This window comes from Zhongshania borealis (assembly GCF_039539625.1).
GTDB lineage: Bacteria > Pseudomonadota > Gammaproteobacteria > Pseudomonadales > Spongiibacteraceae > Spongiibacter > Spongiibacter borealis.
This window is the reverse complement of the sequence record NZ_BAABDM010000003.1, coordinates 237258-256268: the sequence shown is the minus strand read 5'-3', so window position 1 is coordinate 256268 and position 19011 is coordinate 237258. Positions and strand designations below refer to the sequence as shown.

General features: G+C 50.4%; 16 protein-coding genes. 12 read left to right on the top strand and 4 right to left on the bottom strand.

Annotated elements, in window-relative coordinates:
• Positions 1–27: 27 nt before the first annotated feature.
• The 3 genes from pyrH to rpsB form a co-directional block, all read right to left on the bottom strand.
• Positions 28–780, bottom strand: coding sequence for a UMP kinase (gene pyrH / locus ABD836_RS10520; RefSeq protein ID WP_344935518.1), 753 nt, complete (start codon positions 778–780; stop codon positions 28–30).
• A 92-nt stretch (positions 781–872) separates the two neighbouring features.
• Positions 873–1736, bottom strand: a complete 864-nt coding sequence (gene tsf / locus ABD836_RS10515; protein ID WP_344935516.1) for a translation elongation factor Ts — start codon at positions 1734–1736, stop codon at positions 873–875.
• A 112-nt stretch (positions 1737–1848) separates the two neighbouring features.
• Entirely contained in the window at positions 1849–2598 is a 750-nt protein-coding gene (gene rpsB, locus ABD836_RS10510; RefSeq protein WP_344935514.1) for a 30S ribosomal protein S2, read from the bottom strand.
• A gap of 285 nt (positions 2599–2883) precedes the next feature.
• On the opposite strand from rpsB, the gene map reads away from it, so the two are divergent.
• The 7 genes from map to ABD836_RS10475 all read left to right on the top strand — a co-directional run bounded on the left by map (position 2884) and on the right by ABD836_RS10475 (position 12332).
• Positions 2884–3681 carry a type I methionyl aminopeptidase gene (map, locus tag ABD836_RS10505; protein WP_344935512.1) on the top strand — a complete coding sequence of 266 codons (798 nt, stop codon included), beginning with the start codon at positions 2884–2886 and terminating at the stop codon, positions 3679–3681.
• Positions 3678–6347, top strand: coding sequence for a [protein-PII] uridylyltransferase (locus tag ABD836_RS10500; protein ID WP_344935510.1), 2670 nt, complete (start codon positions 3678–3680; stop codon positions 6345–6347). Before map ends, ABD836_RS10500 begins: the two co-directional genes overlap by 4 nt.
• Entirely contained in the window at positions 6344–7549 is a 1206-nt protein-coding gene (gene dapC, locus ABD836_RS10495; protein ID WP_344935508.1) for a succinyldiaminopimelate transaminase, read from the top strand. The genes ABD836_RS10500 and dapC overlap by 4 nt, the downstream gene beginning before the upstream one ends.
• Complete coding sequence (nth, locus tag ABD836_RS10490; RefSeq protein WP_344935506.1) at positions 7543–8196, top strand: endonuclease III; 654 nt, start codon at positions 7543–7545, stop codon at positions 8194–8196. The genes dapC and nth overlap by 7 nt, the downstream gene beginning before the upstream one ends.
• 75 nt (positions 8197–8271) lie before the next feature.
• Positions 8272–8631, top strand: coding sequence for an arsenate reductase (locus tag ABD836_RS10485; protein ID WP_344935503.1), 360 nt, complete (start codon positions 8272–8274; stop codon positions 8629–8631).
• Positions 8632–8651: 20 nt separating this feature from the next.
• Positions 8652–9689: a 2,3,4,5-tetrahydropyridine-2,6-dicarboxylate N-succinyltransferase gene (dapD, locus tag ABD836_RS10480; RefSeq protein ID WP_344935500.1), complete on the top strand. Its 1038-nt coding sequence runs from the start codon at positions 8652–8654 to the stop codon at positions 9687–9689.
• 279 nt (positions 9690–9968) lie between these two features.
• Positions 9969–12332 carry a TonB-dependent receptor gene (locus ABD836_RS10475; RefSeq protein WP_344935498.1) on the top strand — a complete coding sequence of 788 codons (2364 nt, stop codon included), beginning with the start codon at positions 9969–9971 and terminating at the stop codon, positions 12330–12332.
• 45 nt (positions 12333–12377) lie between these two features.
• On the opposite strand, the gene ABD836_RS10470 is transcribed toward ABD836_RS10475, so the two are convergent.
• Complete coding sequence (locus ABD836_RS10470) at positions 12378–13286, bottom strand: LysR substrate-binding domain-containing protein (protein ID WP_344935496.1); 909 nt, start codon at positions 13284–13286, stop codon at positions 12378–12380.
• 97 nt (positions 13287–13383) lie between these two features.
• Between ABD836_RS10470 and ABD836_RS10465 the strand changes: the two genes are divergently transcribed.
• The 5 genes from ABD836_RS10465 to ABD836_RS10445 all read left to right on the top strand — a co-directional run bounded on the left by ABD836_RS10465 (position 13384) and on the right by ABD836_RS10445 (position 18996).
• Positions 13384–14250: a sterol desaturase gene (locus tag ABD836_RS10465; RefSeq protein ID WP_344935494.1), complete on the top strand. Its 867-nt coding sequence runs from the start codon at positions 13384–13386 to the stop codon at positions 14248–14250.
• Positions 14251–14314: 64 nt separating this feature from the next.
• Positions 14315–15799, top strand: a complete 1485-nt coding sequence (locus ABD836_RS10460; protein ID WP_344935492.1) for a flavin-containing monooxygenase — start codon at positions 14315–14317, stop codon at positions 15797–15799.
• Entirely contained in the window at positions 15796–17595 is a 1800-nt protein-coding gene (locus tag ABD836_RS10455) for an arylsulfatase (RefSeq protein WP_344935490.1), read from the top strand. The genes ABD836_RS10460 and ABD836_RS10455 overlap by 4 nt, the downstream gene beginning before the upstream one ends.
• Before the next feature lie 39 nt (positions 17596–17634).
• Complete coding sequence (locus ABD836_RS10450; RefSeq protein ID WP_344935488.1) at positions 17635–18540, top strand: alpha/beta hydrolase; 906 nt, start codon at positions 17635–17637, stop codon at positions 18538–18540.
• A 276-nt stretch (positions 18541–18816) separates the two neighbouring features.
• The gene (locus ABD836_RS10445) at positions 18817–18996 is read left to right on the top strand and encodes a PLDc N-terminal domain-containing protein (protein ID WP_344935487.1); all 180 of its coding nucleotides are present in this window, start codon (positions 18817–18819) and stop codon (positions 18994–18996) included.
• Positions 18997–19011 lie beyond the last annotated feature (15 nt).

Sequence of the window (19011 nt, the reverse complement as noted above, 5' to 3'; positions counted from 1 at the left end):
CTTTGGCATCTTCTTTCAGTTCATCTATCACGATTTTTTCTCCTCGCGGCGTGAAGTGGCCACCAGCGTTCCCTCTTCGCCACCTACAACAATATTCAAAAGTGCGCCTTGTTGCTCCATCGCAAATACGCGCAAGGGCATATTGTGATCACGGCACAAACAAATCGCAGTAAGATCCATGACCTCAAGCTTTTTGTCTAGTACTTCATCATAACTAAGGTAATCGTATTTTTCTGCGTCTGGATCAAGCATTGGGTCGGCACTATAAACTCCGTCGACCTTGGTTGCCTTAAGCACTAAATCAGCGTCGACCTCGATACCGCGCAGAACTGCAGCTGAATCGGTGGTAAAGAACGGATTACCGGTACCGGCGGCAAAAATTACCACTTCACCACGGGTCAGGGCGCGAATAGCCTTGCGACGATCGTAATGATCAACAACACCACTCATCGGTATGGCCGACATAACTGAAGATTTTATATTGCTACGCTCAAGCGCGTCACGAAGCGCCAGTGCGTTCATAACTGTTGCTAGCATGCCCATGTGGTCGCCGGTGACTCTATCGAGTCCCGCCGTCTGTAATGCTGCGCCACGGAACAAATTACCGCCGCCCACCACCAGACCAACCTGCACGCCAATACCAACGAGTTGCCCTACTTCCAGCGCCATTCGATCCAAGACCTTGGGGTCAATACCAAACCCCAGACTCCCCATTAGAGCCTCGCCACTTAACTTTAAAAGTATGCGCTTGTATTTCTTATCCCGACTTACGCTAGACATTATCTACCTCACCACATTGCACGATATTTATATCACATTTGTATATCGCCTATAGTAAATCGGGGCCCGAAGGCCCCGATTTACTAAGTGGCTTAGCCTTTCAGCTGAGCAGCCACCTCGGCGGCAAAATCCACTTCCTCAACTTCAATACCTTCACCCACTTCAAAGCGAACGAATTCTTGTATATCAGCGCTGCTGTTTTTCAGCAGTTTGCCAACGGTCAATTCAGGCTCTTTAACAAACGCCTGATCAACCAATGAGCTTTCTGACAGGAACTTACGGATACGGCCGTCGATCATTTTTTCAATGATCTCAGCAGGCTTACCGCTTTCCGCCGCTTGAGCAGTGAAAATTTCACGCTCTTTGGCAATTTCTTCCGCAGGCATGTCTTCGGCTTTAGCAACACGCGGATTAACCGCAGCTACGTGCATTGCCACGTCGCGAGCCAATTCAGCGTCGCCGCCTTTTAGTGCAACCAACACCGCAATGCGGTTGTTTGAGTGAACATAGCTATCAACTACGCCATCTGCAGCAGTGACAACCAATGCGCGACGCACACTGATGTTCTCGCCGATTTTTTGAACCAATGCTTCACGCGCAGATTCCAAATCACCAGCCATCAGCGCAGCAATGTCAGTTTCTTTAGTGGCAAACACTTTTTCGGTAACCAATGCAGCAAAAGCCTGAAAGCCTGGCTCACGCGCAGCGAAATCAGTTTCGCTATTCACTTCAACAACCACGCCGTAGCTACCGTCTTCAGCTACCTTAGTTGTTACAACGCCATCAGCCGCAGTACGACCGGCTTTTTTAGCCGCTTTCATGCCACTTGATTTACGCAGCTCTTCAATTGCCAGATCGATATCACCATTGGCTTCATTGAGTGCTTTTTTACACTCCATCATGCCAAGGCCAGTGCGATCGCGTAGTTCTTTAACCATTGATGCTGATACAGCCATCCTAAAATCCTCGTATTTGAGCTTGAGTACCGCTTTTATAACTAGCCCTACTCAATAGATATCCAAAAAAAGGGGGCCGCGCCCCCTTTCGCAGACTGCTTGGCGGCGAGTATTACTCGGCAGCGCTCTCGCCTTCTGGGCTTGCAGCAACTTCAACAAACTCATCTTTTGCCACAGCATCGTTGGCGGCGGCACTAATAGCGACATCGGCAACAGCAGTAACATAAAGTTTGATGGCGCGAATCGCGTCGTCGTTACCAGGAATTACAAAATCAACACCGTCGGGGTTGCTATTCGTATCCACGATACCAAATACTGGGATACCCAGTTTATTGGCTTCTTGGATCGCGATCCGCTCGTGATCAACGTCAATAACAAACAGTGCATCTGGCAGACCTGCCATATCCTTGATACCACCAATGGAGCGCTCTAGCTTCTCCATATCACGGCGACGCATCAGGGCCTCTTTTTTGGTCAATTTGTCAAAAGTACCGTCTAATTCCTGAGCTTCAAGCTCACGAAGGCGACGCACTGACTGACGAATGGTTTTGTAGTTGGTCAGCATGCCACCCAACCAGCGGTGACTAACAAAAGGCATACCTGCACGGGCAGCCTGCTCACCAATAATCTTGCTTGCAGCACGCTTAGTGCCAACAAACAGGATTTTGTTCTTATTTGCAGCCATCTTAGCAATTGCATCCAGCGCGCTATTCATCGCCGGTACAGTGTGCTCAAGATTGATTATGTGGATCTTGTTACGAGCACCAAAAATATACGGTGCCATTTTTGGATTCCAGTAACGAGTCTGGTGACCAAAGTGAACGCCGGCTTGCAGCATTTCACGCATGCTTATATGTGACATGATTTTTCCTTAATTAACATCGGGTTACAAACTTGCAGAGACCCCGTAAGCCAACCCCAGCATTACTGGAGCACCCGGGATTACGTGTCGGTTTCTGCGCGTCATTTAACCAATTACAGCCGGAGCCATAATTGGGGCGCGTATTTATACCACAGAGGCCCCACCACATAAAGTCAAAACCGCATTTGCCGCTAAAATTCCCCGCCACCTTCGCCACACTATAAGCGATGGTTTACAATAGCCTGCTTTGATCGCCTGACACTTCCGTATATCGGTACCTTATTTATGAATGTAAGCATAAAAACTCCTGAGCAAATCGCCGCCATGCGCATTGCAGGCCGCCTAGCCGCAGACGTCCTTGAAATGATTACGCCTTACGTCAAACCCGGTATTAGCACCGGCGAGCTAGACCAAATCTGCCACGACTACATAGTCAACGTTCAAGACGCCATTCCTGCGCCACTCAACTACAACGGCTTCCCCAAGTCTGTGTGCACGTCGCTAAACGAAGTCATATGTCATGGCATCCCATCTGACACCAAAATTATCAAAGACGGCGACATTCTTAACATCGACGTCACTGTCATCAAAGACGGCTGGCATGGCGATACCAACCGTATGTTTTATGTTGGTGACGTCCCTGAGCACGCCAAGCGTCTCTGTGTCGTTGCGCAAGAGTGCCTATATCAGGCCATTGAAATTGTCCGCCCCGGCTGCAAACTGAGCGACATTGGCACTATTATCGCCAAGCACGCCCGCGGTAAGCACTACAGCGTCGTTGAAGAATACTGCGGCCACGGCATTGGTCTCGTCTTTCACGAAGACCCACAGGTTCTGCACTACGGCGAGGGCTATAACCGCCGCAACGATTTAGTATTAAAGGAAGGCATGACCTTTACCATTGAACCGATGATCAATGCTGGCAAGAAACAAACTAAGCTCAATATGAAAGACGGCTGGACGGTTACCACCAAAGATCGTCGCCTTTCGGCGCAATGGGAACACACCATGGTCGTTACCGCCGACGGCGTTGAAGTATTGACCGCAAGGCCCGATGAGCCTTTTTACCAGGAGCTAAAATGAGTTTATCGGCGCTACCGGACGCTCAACTGCTCAGCCAAGAAAAGCCATCAACGAGCAGGCCTATAAAGGTATACAAAGCCTACCTCAAGGATTTGGCCAAGGACTTAAAAACCCGCTTTGAAGCCAAAGAGAACATTCGCGACCTTGTCGCACTGCGTTCTGCACGCATCGATGCCTTACTGCAAAACATCTGGGCAAGTTACCAATGGCAAGATGACATCAGCCTGATCGCTGTTGGTGGCTACGGTAGGGGCGAACTACACCCCTACTCAGACATCGACCTGCTAATTTTGACCAAAGACAACGCTGGCGACTACCGCGACAACATCGAGAGCCTCATCACCCTGCTCTGGGACATCAATCTCGAAATTGGCCACAGCGTCAGAAGCATTAGCCAGTGCTGCCAGACGGCCGCTGAAGATATTAGCGTCGCCACAAATTTGATGGAATCCCGCCCCCTCGCTGGCACCGACAGCTTGCACAGCGAATTGATGGATCTGGTGGGTCCAGATCAAATCTGGCCAAGTAGTGAGTTCTTTCGCGCCAAATGGGACGAACAAATTCACCGCCACCGCAAATTCGCCAACTCAGAATACAATTTAGAACCCAATGTAAAAAGCTCGCCAGGTGGTTTGCGGGATATTCAAATGATCGGCTGGGTGGTAAAGCGTCACTTTGGCGCCCAGTCCATCGACGAGCTTTTGGAGCGCCAATTTCTCACCCAAGACGAACTCGACACCTTAAAAGAAGGCCAAGATTACTTATGGCGCGTGCGCTTTGCCCTGCATCTGCTTGCCGGTCGAGAAGAGGACAGGCTGCTATTTGACCACCAGCGCACCCTAGCGGAATCATTCGGCTTTACCGATGGCAATGGCAAGCTCGCGGTAGAGCAATTTATGCAGCAATACTATCGCTGGGCCATGCACCTTGGTGAGCTCAATGATTTGCTCATGCAGCACTTTGACGAAACCATATTGCGGGCCTGCGAAGCGGAAACCGTGCTCGAGATCAACCCTCGCTTCCGCATCCGCAACGGCCACATTGAAGCGGCCAATGACAAAGTGTTTGCCCGAACGCCCTCCGCGCTCATGGAAATTTTCGTGTTGATGGCCAGCCACGAAGGTATTGACGGGGTACGCGCCAGCACCATTCGACTAATCCGCAATTCTCGCCACTTAATCAATGACCGTTTTCGCGCCGACCCCAAGAATAAGCGTTACTTCCTAGAATTACTGCGCTCACCCAACCGCGTCGCTCTGAATTTACGGCGCATGAAGCGCTTCCGCATTCTGGGTAAATTTATTCCTGCCTTTGCCCACATCGTGGGCCAAATGCAGCATGACTTGTTTCACATTTATTCCGTGGACGCTCACACCCTTGAACTGATCAAAAACATCAGCCGCTTCCGCTACCCCAGCATGGTCGCGCAATACCCCATGGCCTGCCGAATTATGCAGCGCCTGCCCAAGCACGAGCTGCTGTATTTAGCCGGCTTATTTCACGATATTGCCAAGGGCCGCGGCGGCGATCACTCCAGCCTTGGCGCCGTCGATGCTCGTGAGTTTTGTGATTATATTGGCCTGAATAAACGCGATGGCAATTTGGTGGCCTGGCTGGTCGAAAAACACCTTGAAATGTCGTCGGTCTCCCAGCGCAAGGATATTCAGGACCCCGAGGTCATTCGCGATTTCGCCCTGACCGTGGGCGACATTCAGCACCTCGATTATTTATTCTGCCTTACCGTCGCCGACATCAACGCCACCAATCCAACCTTGTGGACATCCTGGCGCGCATCACTAATGCGCCAGCTCTACGCGGAAACCCGGCGAGCATTGCGTCGAGGCCTAGAAACCCCGATCGACAAACAAGAGTGGATTGACGAGACCCAAGCTGGCGCGATCGAAAAACTCGAAGACTACGGTTTCACCGAAGCCGAAATCCGCAATCTATGGGCTGATACCGGCGAAGACTATTTTATTCGCGAGCAGATTGACGACATCGTCTGGCATACCCGCGCAATTGCTCAGCGCACCAGCGCAAATGCGAGCGTGGTACTAGTCAAGGAAGGCGGCTTGCTCGACCACGAGGGCGCCACCCAGATTTTTGTGCACACCAAAGCCAAACTCGGCCTATTCGCCCTGCTCGCTGAAGCACTAGAGCAGCTCGACCTAAGTATCCAAGACGCTCGGATCTATAATAGTGGCACCGGCTTTACCCTCGACACCTTTTACGTCCTCGATGCGGAAGGTGAGTCTATCGGCGACAACGCCAGCCGGATTGCCCATATCATTGAGTTTATGCAAGAACATTTAGAGCATCCGGAGCGCTTCCCCGCGACCTCTGAGCGCCGCACACCACGACAGATGCGGCTATTTTCCATTCCGACTCGCACCAGCATGGCCACCGACATAAACAAGGGCTACACCGTACTCGAAGTAATCACCCCCGACCGGCCAGGCTTACTGGCCCGTTTAGCGCGAATTTTTAACCAATATGAAATTCGCCTGCAAAACGCCAAAATTGCCACCCTCGGCGAGCGAGTTGAGGATGTGTTCTTTCTTACTGACGAGAGCCAACGGCCTATAGACGACCCAAAGCTCTGTGAAGAAATTCAACAAGCGATATGCCGCGAACTGGACGAAAAAGCGAGTAGCAAGCCCCTATGAACCCCAATCTATCCGCACTGCAAGCGTATCCCTTTGAGAAATTACGCGCCTTATTTGACGGCATTGCTAGTCCGACGCAAGCCCATATACCACTCTCAATCGGCGAACCCAAGCACGCGTCGCCAGACTTTGTTGCCCGCGCCATCAAGGACAATATCGACAAGCTCAGCAATTATCCCACTACCAAGGGCATTCCCGAATTGCGAGAAGCGATCGCCCGCTGGGCTACTCAGCGCTTTAACTTGAACAAACTCGACCCCGAAACTGAAATACTGCCGGTTAACGGCACGCGCGAAGCGCTGTTTGCCTTTGCACAAACCGTGGTGGCCGCAGGGCCGGAAGCAGTCGTGTGCAGTCCCAACCCCTTTTATCAAATCTATGAAGGCGCCGCGCTGCTCGCCGGCGCCCAACCCGAATTTTTAGCCTGCCGCGCAGAAAATGGCTTTATTCCTGATTTCGCGGGAGTCAACCCCGATGTTTGGCAGCGCTGCCAACTACTATTCATCTGCACGCCGGGCAACCCTAGCGGCGCCGTAATGAACAGCGCTCAACTAAAAGAGCTCATCGCCTTGGCCGATCAATATGACTTTGTCATCGCCAGTGATGAATGCTACTCAGAACTGTATTTCGACGAAGCCAATCCGCCCGCCGGATTATTACAAGCCTGCGCTGAACTTGGCCGCGACAATTATCAGCGCTGTGTGGTTTTTCACAGCCTGTCTAAACGTTCAAACCTACCGGGTTTACGCTCTGGTTTTGTAGCCGGTGACGCTGATATTCTCAAAGAATTTTTGCTCTATCGCACCTACCATGGCTGCGCCATGCCTGTTCAGCACCAACTCGCCAGTGTCGCTGCATGGAATGATGAAGCTCACGTTAAAGCCAATCGCGACCTCTACCGCCGCAAATTCGCCGAAGTACTGGAAATACTCGACGGCTGCTTAGACGTTAGCAGACCCGACGCGTCATTCTATTTGTGGGCAAAAACCCCCATCAGTGACACGGAATTCGCCAAAGGCTTATTCGCTCAACAACATGTTACCGTATTGCCCGGTAGTTATTTATCCCGCAAAGTCGAGGGTTATAACCCCGGCGCTAACTATGTACGTATGGCGCTAGTAGCCGACGCGCAGCAATGTGCCGACGCCGCTCATCGTATAAAAGCCTATGTGCAAAGTCTGAACGAGCGTGCTGCATGCTAAAGAAGGAACGCGCCGCGTATATAGAACATCGCTTACAAGAGCTGTATCCTGAGCAACTAATTCCACTGGATCACAAAGACCCATACACCCTCTTAGTTGCGGTGCTCTTGTCTGCGCAATGCACCGATGAGCGGGTAAACCAGATCACCCCAGCGCTATTCGAGCTTGCCGACAACCCCTTCGATATGGCCAAGCAGAATGTCGAAGTTATTCGCCAAATAATTCGCCCCTGCGGGCTGTCGCCACAAAAATCTAGCGCTATTAAACGCCTGTCAGAAATTCTCGTTGATAAATTCCAAGGCGTCGTACCCCAAGATATGGCCGCGCTAGAAACCCTCCCAGGCGTCGGTCACAAAACCGCAAGTGTCGTTATGTCTCAAGCATTTGGCGTACCCGCCTTCGCGGTAGACACTCATATTCACCGTCTGGCTCAGCGCTGGGGGCTCACTAACGGCAAAAATGTAGTACAAACCGAAAAAGACCTCAAATCCCTCTTCCCCAAGGAAAAATGGAACCCACTGCATCTTCAAATTATTTTTTATGGCCGAGAATACTGCAGCGCTAGAGGCTGTGACGGCACTGTGTGTGAAATCTGCACCACCTTATACCCTACGCGAAAAAAGCCGCCAAAAGTTTACAAGCCCTAGTAATGTGATCCGCGTGACGAATTTTGTTATCCTTAGCGGCTGATTTTCTCGCCCACATGCAACAAGAGCAGAACCATGAGCACCAAACTCTACGGCATTAAAAATTGCGATACCGTGCGTTCAGCCCGCCGTTGGCTAGAAGAGCACAATGTCGACTTTAGTTTTTACGATGTACGCGACACGCCACTTACTGCGCCGCAACTCGCTACTTGGCTGCAAGAACTAGGCTTAAACGCCCTAGTTAATAAACGTAGCACCACTTGGAAGCAGCTTAGCCCAGCGCAGCGCGACGACCTGAGCATCGAAACAGCCATCCCCTTGTTATTGGAACATCCGACCTTAATGAAACGCCCTCTGCTGGATACAGGTAGCGCGTTGCACCTTGGCTTTAAAGCCGATCATTACCAGTCGCTGTTCACTCATCACACCCTTTAAGCTATTTAAGAGACCACACAATGACCCAAACCTACTTCGCACTCGGCCTCGGCCTCGGCACCCAAAATCGCAAAGGCGAGTGGTTAGACACCTTCTACGCCAAGCCGGTACTTGCCCCCGCAAGCAAAACTGTAGACGCCATCCTCAGCGTCCTTGAGCCCGTACAGGGCAATACCGCCAGCGCTGTAACTAAAGATCAAATGGCACAAATCGCCGAAGCACTCAAAGCCGCAGGCGATAAAGACCAAGCAGAACTCGCTGTACAATTGGCCAGCGGTAGCCAACCTTTGGTCGTGACTATTCTCAGCACCGACGATGCCCCCAGTTCCGTACCCGAAGGCTACCTAAAGCTTCACCTGCTGTCACACCGCTTGGTAAAGCCACACAGCATTAATTTAACCGGCCTATTCGGCGCACTACCCAATGTTGCATGGACAAATAAAGGCGCAGTCGATATCGGCGAACTTAAAGGTCGCCAGCTTGAGGCTCGCCTTAAGGGTGAAATGCTCGAAGTCATGTCCGTCGACAAATTCCCCAAAATGACAAACTACGTCGTTCCAGCGGGCGTGCGTATTGCACACACCGCACGGGTTCGCCTCGGCGCCTACCTTGGCGAAGGCACAACCATCATGCACGAAGGCTTTGTTAACTTTAATGCCGGCACCGAAGGACCAGGCATGATCGAAGGCCGTATATCTGCGGGCGTTATGGTTGGCGCGGGCTCCGATCTTGGTGGCGGTTGCTCTACTATGGGCACCTTGTCAGGTGGCAACAATATTATTATTTCAGTGGGCAAAGAGTGCTTAATTGGTGCCAATGCCGGTGTCGGCATTCCACTGGGTGATCGCTGCACTATTGAAGCCGGTCTTTACATTACTGGCGGCTCTGTCATCACCATGATCGACGCCGACGGCGCCGTTGCGGGCACCACTAAGGCACGCGACCTGTCTGGTCAGTCTGACTTACTGTTCCGTCGCAACTCTAAAAATGGCGCGATAGAAGTACTAACCAATAAATCGGCCATCGCACTAAACGAAATGCTCCACGCACACAACTAAGCGTTGTTCTGCGCTAGCGCCATGCAACGGCGCTAGCGCTATTCACACCAAAATCCCCCACTCCGCAGCACACCTACTCTTCCCAAACGCCTTTTTCTAAGAAAACGCCCCCAGTAATACAGCATAGCTTTATATTCAGCGCGAAGATCAACATCTGACACAAACCCTGACATTACTTTACTTATTACACCAATATGGTAGTTTGTTACCTAGACCTGCCCGGTCAATATAAAAACTATAAGTCCGACGCGCCTAAGAGCGCATGTTCTGGAATTCAATATGTATAAAAATAACGCCTGTGTTCAATCATCAGTAGCAAAACTGGTATTCGGCATTTCCGCTGCAATACTTAGCAATAGCACGATCTCCAATGCCGCCCAGCTAGAAGAAGTCATCGTTACGGCCCAGAAGCGCGCCGAAGACATGCAAACGGTGCCCGTATCGGTATCGGCATTAACAGCCGATCAACTTGCTGACATTGGTTTTAATGACATAAGCGATATCGCCGCGCAGGTACCCTCGCTGATCGTACTAACCAATATCAGCCCCCTAGCGACCACCTTTCGAATTCGCAATATTGGCAATGCGGGCAATATTCCTAACTTTGAACCGGCAACCGGCCTCTTTATCGATGGCGCCTTTCGGTCGCGCTCAGGCATAGGTATGGGCGACTTAGTGGATGTTAGCTCTGTCGAAGTACTAAAAGGTCCACAAAGTACCCTGCACGGCAAGAACGTGACCGCCGGGGTAATCAGTGTTGCAACCCAAGGCCCAACGCAAAATTTTGAAGCCATGGCCGAAGTCAGTTTCGGCAGCGACAACCTAAAGCAAATCAAAGCCTATGTTAGCGGCCCGTTTAGCGACTCAATCGCTGGGCGACTCAGCATCGTTGATACTGGCCGTAGCGAGTTGATCGACAATGTCGCCGGTCCCAATAGCGAAGGACTCAACGGCTACGCTATTCGCGGGCAGTTACGAATGGATATCAGCGATGCACTCTACGCACGCCTCATTGTGGGTTACTCAGAAAAAGACATGAACACCACCACCGGCGACGTATTTTTGAGTGACGCCAGCCAGCGAATTTTAAGCAATGCGGGCGCGACTTTAAGCATCCCCAATGATCCCACCGACCGGCTGATCGAATACAGTGAAGGCAGCGGGTATATCGGCGATTCCAACGACATTATTTTCACGATGGAATACAGCGGCGATGGCTACACCTTCACATCAATAAGCAGCTATGACGACTACGACGGTTTAGCCTACCTCGACGATGTCGAGCAGACGAGTTTACTGCTGGCCGATTTCAAAGATCGTCAAGCGGGCGAGTCGCTGTCTCAAGAGTTCCGTATAGCCTCCGACAACGAAAGTCAGTTCAGCTGGCTAGCAGGGACATTTGTTTACACCAATGAATTTCGACGTGGTGACAAAGATCTTCCCGAGTTTCTCGCCCAAAGCGACATTGAAGAGTATGGCGCTGCTGTCGCAGGTGAACTGATAAGCAGAGGCGTCTTACCGATTAATCTTGCGCCGCTCGGCACGCCAATACTTGGTGTTGAAGGTGATCGCGGCGATTACGACATTACCCAAGACACCGACAGCTTCGGCGTATTCACCAAGTTCGACTACGAGTTCAATGATGCTTGGAAGGCCGCTTTTGGTCTGCGTTATTCCTATGAGAAAAAAGCGGGCGTGGTGATTCAAACCACAGAGTTGTCGGCACTCGGCTGTATTCCGCCCTTAAATACCAACCTCATGTGTCTCGTCACCCCCGACGGGAATAATTTCGACGATTCAGAAAGCTTTGACGCAATCACTGGCGCAATCTCCAGCAGCTATTTCTTAAATGAAGACACCATGTTTTACGGCGTCGTTTCAACAGGCTTCAAAGCAGGCGGTTTCAGCTTACAAAACGGCACAGCAAGCGATGAGATGCGGCCCTTTGGCGAAGAAGAAGTCATCAACTTTGAGCTAGGTGCCAAAACTGAATTTTTAGATCACCGGGCGCGTGTCAACGCCTCGGTATTTCACACCGAGTATAAAAACTTTCAGAACGCCAGTTTTGCCGGTTTGGTCTTTATTATTAATAATGCCGAACTCGTCACCGTCGACGGCATTGAAGTGGATTCAACAGTTATTCTGACGGAGAACATGTCTACAACGATAAACTTCGCTTACATAGACACCATTTTCGACAGCTACGACGGCGGCCAATGCTATTACGGACGTGAACCAGACAACGACCTAGGGCAATGTATTTTAGATGGGGAGGCGCTGGCTTCCGCAACCAAGCTAAAGGGAAACCTAGCACTTAACTGGCGCTACCCGCTGAGCAGTGGCGATATTTATACACGACTAGATTACGCCTATTCTGGCGAGGCCAATGCGAGTTCGGCATTAGATCCTCGCTTTGACCAACCGGCATCGAACACCCTGAACATTCGCCTCGGCTGGCGCAATGCAAATGTCGACATCGCTTTCTGGGGACGAAATATTACCGACGAAGTACATATCGACCAAGTCGCCCCCGCCAATATCTTTACAACTATCGACACAAGAGTGGGATCGCCAGTCGGCTCATACCAAGCCTTCACCAGCCAACCACTATCACTTGGCTTAACAGCCCGCTACACCTACTAACACGCACTTCCCATGCAATACAGGCAGCCAAAACGCTGCCTGTATTCAGACACACTCCATAATTAAGCCTTTTAACCAGCTGTGACCTTTGTCTTGGCTCATCGCCCGATGCCAAATCAAGTAGATTGGCAGCGACGGTAGACCGAGCGGCAGCTTGAATATTTTCAGCCGGTCTTTATACAAGAAGAACTCAGCCATTGGCCTAGGCACAATAGCAATGCCGTCAGACTGCATTACCACCGTTGGCACGGCAATATACTGATTCACTTCAGTGAGTATCTTACGAATGCCACCCTGCTCTTCCATAAACTGCTGCAGTAATTCACGCCGGTCACTGCCAAAACTCATCACGATGTGCTTTTCATCAAAAAACTGCTTTGTACTGATAGACGATTTTGTCCCTAGACGAGGGTGATCACGGCGGGCAATCACCACTATTTCTTCGGGCTTAAATTCGCAATAGTCCAAGCGCTTGTCTTGCGGGGAAACAAAGTCAAAACAGAAATCTATCTTGCCCTCTTTGAGTGACTCCAATCCCGTTTCCTGATCGTCCAAATGGGAATAGATACTGATATCCGTTTGCACCTGATTCACCTTTTCCAAAATTCGCGGCAATAAATTCAGCTCACCATAGCGGCCAAAGGCAATTCTAAAGGCCCGATCCGACTCGGTTGGCTCAAAATGCTTATTAGAGTCCAGCGTGTCGCGTATTTTGAGCAAAACTTCCTGGATCGGCCCCGCTATCTCAATGGCTCTGGCTGTGGGCTTCATGCCATTACGAGTACGGATAAAGAGTTCATCGTCAAAGGTCTGCCGCAGCCGTTTAAGGGCATGACTGGTGGCTGGCTGAGTCATGTGCAGCTGCGCCGCCGCCTTCGACATTTGGCCATGGTTCATTATCGCGTCAAAGATAGTCAGCAAATTAAGATCAACTGAGCGTAAATTAAGTTTCATGCATATCACTTATGCTTTAATTGAATTGTACTAATATTATCAAATTGATTAAGGTCTAACCATAACAACATAGTTTGAGACAAGGCCGAGGCCCCAAATGGAAAATGTGGAAAATGGCTATACCAATTGGTCGCTCGGGGTTATTGCCTTTTTTATCTTGTATGAAGTGGCGAAAGGCGCTACGAGGAATGGCAAGAAGATCAGTAAAGACTGGCAAATGCTCGGCATTGCCGTTACCTGGCTGCACTTTATTGAGCGACCTCTACTGATCTTATGTAGCTTTGGCCTCTATACAGTCGTCATGCCCGAGCATGCTGGCGCCTTGGCTTGGCTGGAAGACCAGCACCTCATTGCCTGTATTATTGGCTTTGTGATGATCGACGAACTTTTGCATGGCTGGGTACATAATTTCTCCCATGCGCGCACGCCAAACAATCCGCTGTTAGCAAAATTGCAGCGCTGGTATAAGGTCACCCATAGAACCCATCATTTACACGGCGGTGCCGACAATCGCGGCGAGCTTGGTGTTAGCCAAACCATTGTCGTCGGCTGGGGCTGGGCCTTCACCTTACCCAATTACTGGTTCGGCTATCTGTGCCTTTACCTTGGCTTATTCCAAGCGTGGGCGATTGGCACTGCCATTAAAAGCATATGGGGGATCCACACTCACGCCAACCTAGATTACGATTTAAAACTGCTGAACCACCCGAACCCCCTCATTTCCAAAACCATGTACGCGCTGTGTCATGTTCTAACGTTCCCGACCCAGCATCATCACCATCACAGCCGCAGCCGAACCTCCGGCTGCAATCTGCAGAATATGCTCGCGCTCTACGACTGGCTTTTGTGGAAAAAACTGGCTATCGAATTTGAACGTCCAGCCGTCTACGGTTGGCGCAAAAATGAAAGAGAAGAAAACAGTGTGCTCTACCGCTATTTCTATCGCCCGCTCAAAAAGAACTAACAAACTCATTTTAAGATAGCGCCCCGAAAGCGTGACTCACGCGGGCCTAAATTGGAAAAAAACAATGAATAGCACTACAAATACCAGCGCTACTGAAAATCACATTGCCTTTCATGAAACGATTGTCATTGGCGCTGGGGTTTCTGGCATTTGCGCAGCGATAAAACTTAGCAAAGCCAAGGTCGATTATATCGTGCTGGAAAAAGCCAATGAAGTCGGTGGTGTTTGGCGCGAGAACGTCTACCCAGACTGCGCTTGCGATGTGCCGTCGGCACTGTATTCCTATTCCTTTGCACTTAACCCCAACTGGGACCGCGTGTTTGCTAGCCAATCAGAAATAAAAGCCTACACCCACGACACCGTGAATCGTTTTGGCGTTACTGCGCATATTCACTTCAATCGCCAACTCACAAAATGCGAGTGGTTAGAAACTGAAAAATGTTGGCAGCTTGAAACCAACAACGGCGTCTATCGCGCGCGCTTTGTGATTATGGCCTGCGGACCAATGCACATACCGCTAATACCCCACATCAAGGGCATAGAAACCTTCAAGGGAAAATCATTTCACTCAGCAACGTGGGACCCAGCCTATGATCTTAGCGGAAAGCGCGTAGCTGTAATTGGTTCCGGCGGTTCAGCTATCCAATTTTTACCTGCTATTCAACGCCAAACAGCGCAGATCACGCTATTTCAACGCACCCCACCGTGGGTACTACCAAAAGTAGATACTAAAATCTCAGATCGCTGGCGAACTATCTTTAAGCGTTTCCCCTTCACCCAATCGCTCTTTAGAAAGCTGCTTTTTTTCCAGTTTGAATTCCTCAACCACAACTTAAAAAACAAGTGGTTCTCGCAACGTCTCGAAACAGCGGCAGTCAAACACATCGCGCGCGGTGTAAAAGACGAAGCCCTGCGAAAAAAACTAAAGCCCGACTACTCCCTAGGCTGCAAACGCATTCTGCTATCAAACAACTGGTATAAAGCGTTAGGTAAAGACAACGTTGATGTATTTCCCGGTATTACCGAAATCCAAGGCAACAAACTGATTGCCAGCGACGGCGCGAGCTGCGAGGTAGACGTAATTATTTACGGCACGGGCTTTGAAGTATCTGACCCGCCAATTGGCAAACTCATCTATGGTCGCAACGGCCGCAGCTTGTCAGATCAATGGGCGGGATCACCCACTGCCTACCTCGGCACCATGGCCGAAGACTGCCCTAATTTATTCATGACTTTAGGGCCGAACCTGTACACCTACACATCGGCCTTTGTGATCATTGAAGCCCAGGTTAAATATATACTGAGTGCAATCACCAAAGCCCGCAAAAAGAATATTGCGACAATTTCCGTCGATGGCGAAAAAAGTGCAAAACTGAATAAGAATCTGCAAAGCGCCCTGCAAGGCACGGTTTGGAACAGTGGTTGCGCCAGTTACTTTATTGATAAAACCGGTCGTAATAGTGTGAATTGGCCGTGGACAACCATGAAAATGCAACGCCGTTTGAGCAAGATAAATCTCAAGGAATTTCAAATTGAGAGGCATTCATGAGTAAGGTCCGTGGGTCAGTAACGAGCGTTTTTTTAGCCTGCATTGCACTAAGCAGCGCAGCCGTTCATGCCAGCCAAGTTGCTAACGACAGTCGGCCACCCGCAGCCAAGGCGCCAAATATTGTACTCATCCTCGCCGACGACCTAGGATTTAGTGACACAAGCCCCTACGGTAGCGAAATTCAAACCCCGCACATCGCCTCGCTCGCAGATATGGGTATGCAGTTTACCAATTACCACACAGCCGCAAATTGCGCTCCGGCACGGGCAATGTTGCTAACCGGCGTCGATAGTCATCGCAATGGCGTTCCTAATATTCCAGAAACCATTCCGCCAGAACAAAAGCGCTTCCCTCATTACCAAGGCACCCTGGACCCAAAGCTGAATACGGTTGCAGACGTCTTGCAGTCTGCTGGCTACCACACTTACATCGCCGGTAAATGGCATTTGGGCAATAGCCCAGCGCAATTACCGAGCAGCCGAGGCTTTGAACGCAGCTTTGCCCTCGGTGCAACTGGCGCAGACAACTGGGAAGATAAACCCTACCTCCCTATATATGATCGCGCCGATTGGTATGCCGATGGCAAACCCGCATCGCTGCCAGAAAAATTTTACTCATCAGAATTTTTGGTTGATAAGACCATTGAGTTTATCGACTCGAACAGACAAGATCGGCAGCCGTTCTTCGCCTATATTCCCTTTCAGGCGGTGCACATACCCGTGCAAGCTCCCCAAGAATTCACCGATAAATATGCCGACACATACCTCAATGGTTGGCAGGCGTTGCGGGAGGCTCGGCAGGCAAAACTCAAAGACTTAGGCCTAATCCCCCGCGACAGCGCAATGGTAACAATGGCTACCATGGGCGATTGGGACTCACAGACGGACGTACAAAAACGCTATCAGGCAAAACGCATGGCTGTGTACGCGGGCATGGTCGACGCTATGGACTTTCATATCGGCCGCCTCATTGCGCATTTAAAATCGATTGATGAATTCGACAATACCGTGTTTATCTTCACCTCCGACAACGGCAGCGAAGCTACCGGTCACAACAATTCCCGCGATCTTTATGGCCGCGCCATCGTTAAATTTCTGGGCTACCGCAACGACTATGAAACCCTAGGCCTTAAAGGCAGCATGAACAACATCGGCCCGAGCTTTGCGAGTGCCGCAGCCTCGCCGCTTGCCTTCTATAAATTTTATGCCGGCGAGGGTGGCATGCGCGTACCACTCATTGTTGCCGGTAAACCGCTGCAATTTAATGAGAAACGACTAAGTAAAAGCTTTAGCTTTGTAACAGACATTAGCCCGACAATTATCGACATTGCCGGTGCAGCATACCCCGACGATGCCAGGAAACTCGTCATAGGCCGCAGCTTATTGCCACTCGTCAAAGGCGAAGTACAAGCTACCTACGGTCCCGATGATGCCGTAGGCTATGAGCTAGGCGGCAACGCCGCGCTGTTTCGTGGCGACTATAAGCTAGTCAAAATCACCGGCAAAATTGCCGACGGCCAATGGCATCTCTACAACATTGCAAAAGATCCCGGAGAAACCCAGGATCTAAGCGCGACTATGCCGGCCCTACACGCCGAAATGCTCGCCCAATATGCCCAATATGCCCAAGACAATCATGTGCTTGAGATGCCAGACAATTACAATCATGAGCGCCAGGGCATCATTAATGGTCTCAATGCGAGGTTACCCAATCTTCGTCTATACGGATTGCTAATAGGCGCCGCACTATTTCTTATCGCGTTTGCCAAAATTATTCGCTCCCGGCGCAAACATTGATACGCCATTGCTAAATATACTGATTTTAGAGGATTCAATATGAGCTGGCAGAATTTTATTCTCAGCGCCGTCATCCGACGTCAGCAAAACGCAACGATGAAGCTAACGCCCGAGCACAGATTCAAACGCCAAAGAAAATTCATGGCAATGGATATCGGCAAGCCAAACAAAACTGTCACTTGCACAACCGATGAACTGGCGGGCGTAAAGGTTGAATGGCTTGCGGCTAAGGGTATAAATATCAGCCCAAGCACACCGGTGTGTGTTTACTGCCACGGTGGCGCCTTCATTATGGGCGGCATGAATAGTCATCGCCAAATGTGCAGCGAACTCGCAGCACAAGCAAACATCAGCGTGCTCATGGTGGACTATCGCCTCGCCCCCGAGCACCCATTTCCCGCCGCACCCGAGGATGCCATGAGTGTCTATCTGGCGTTAATTGAAATGGGCTACGAGTCCCGCAACATTATTATTGCGGGTGATAGCGCCGGTGGTAACCTCGCACTGACTACGCTGCAAAAACTGCGCGACGACAACAAACCAACGCCAGCCGCTGCCATACTCTTTTCGCCTTGGCTGGATTTAAGCCACAACAGCCAGTCCTTCACCGACAACAAACAAAAGGATGTACTACTCAACAAAACGCTACTTGAGGAAGCCGTGGCGATGTACGCCCCCAAGCTCCCACGCAACGATCCCCGTATTTCACCGCTAAATGCCAATATGGCAAACCTTCCACCGCTATTAATTATAGCCAGTCGCGCCGAGGTTCTACTCGATGACGCCACGGCGCTACACCATAAAATTCAAGAACTGCACGGCGACAGCACCTACCTCGAATGGACGAATCCTCCCCATGCATTCCCGGTAATGAGCCGTTTTTTACCCGAGGCACGCGACGCACTAAAACAGTCTGCAGCCTTCATCACCGAGCATATCGCTTAATCCGATCGCTACCGAAAAGTGGAGACTGTCCCGTGCCGGTCTCGCCTTTTGTGGCCGGAGGGAGCTTGACCACATTGTTTGGCTTTCGCTCAATACCGCACAAATCATTTAGCAGCCGTAGTGATCTACTTTTACCGCATTAAGCTGAACGCCAGCCCCGCCACTAGATAGGCAAATAGTGAACTCCTACCCCCAAAAACACTCCAAATTAGCCATGTAGCTGCCAGTTACCCCGAATTTTCTCGCTGCGCTGTCACAATCTCAAGGGAGAATAATATGCAGATTTATATTACTAGCCTACTGGGATTCGTAATATTCATTGCCGACATTTGGGCCATCTTTACGATTGCGCAGAGCAAAGAAAGTGTTATTTCCAAGCTACTATGGATTGTGCTGATTTTATTTCTACCCTTAATTGGTCTAGTAATCTGGTGGATTTTCGGCCCAAGAAAATAACACTCGTCGTATTAA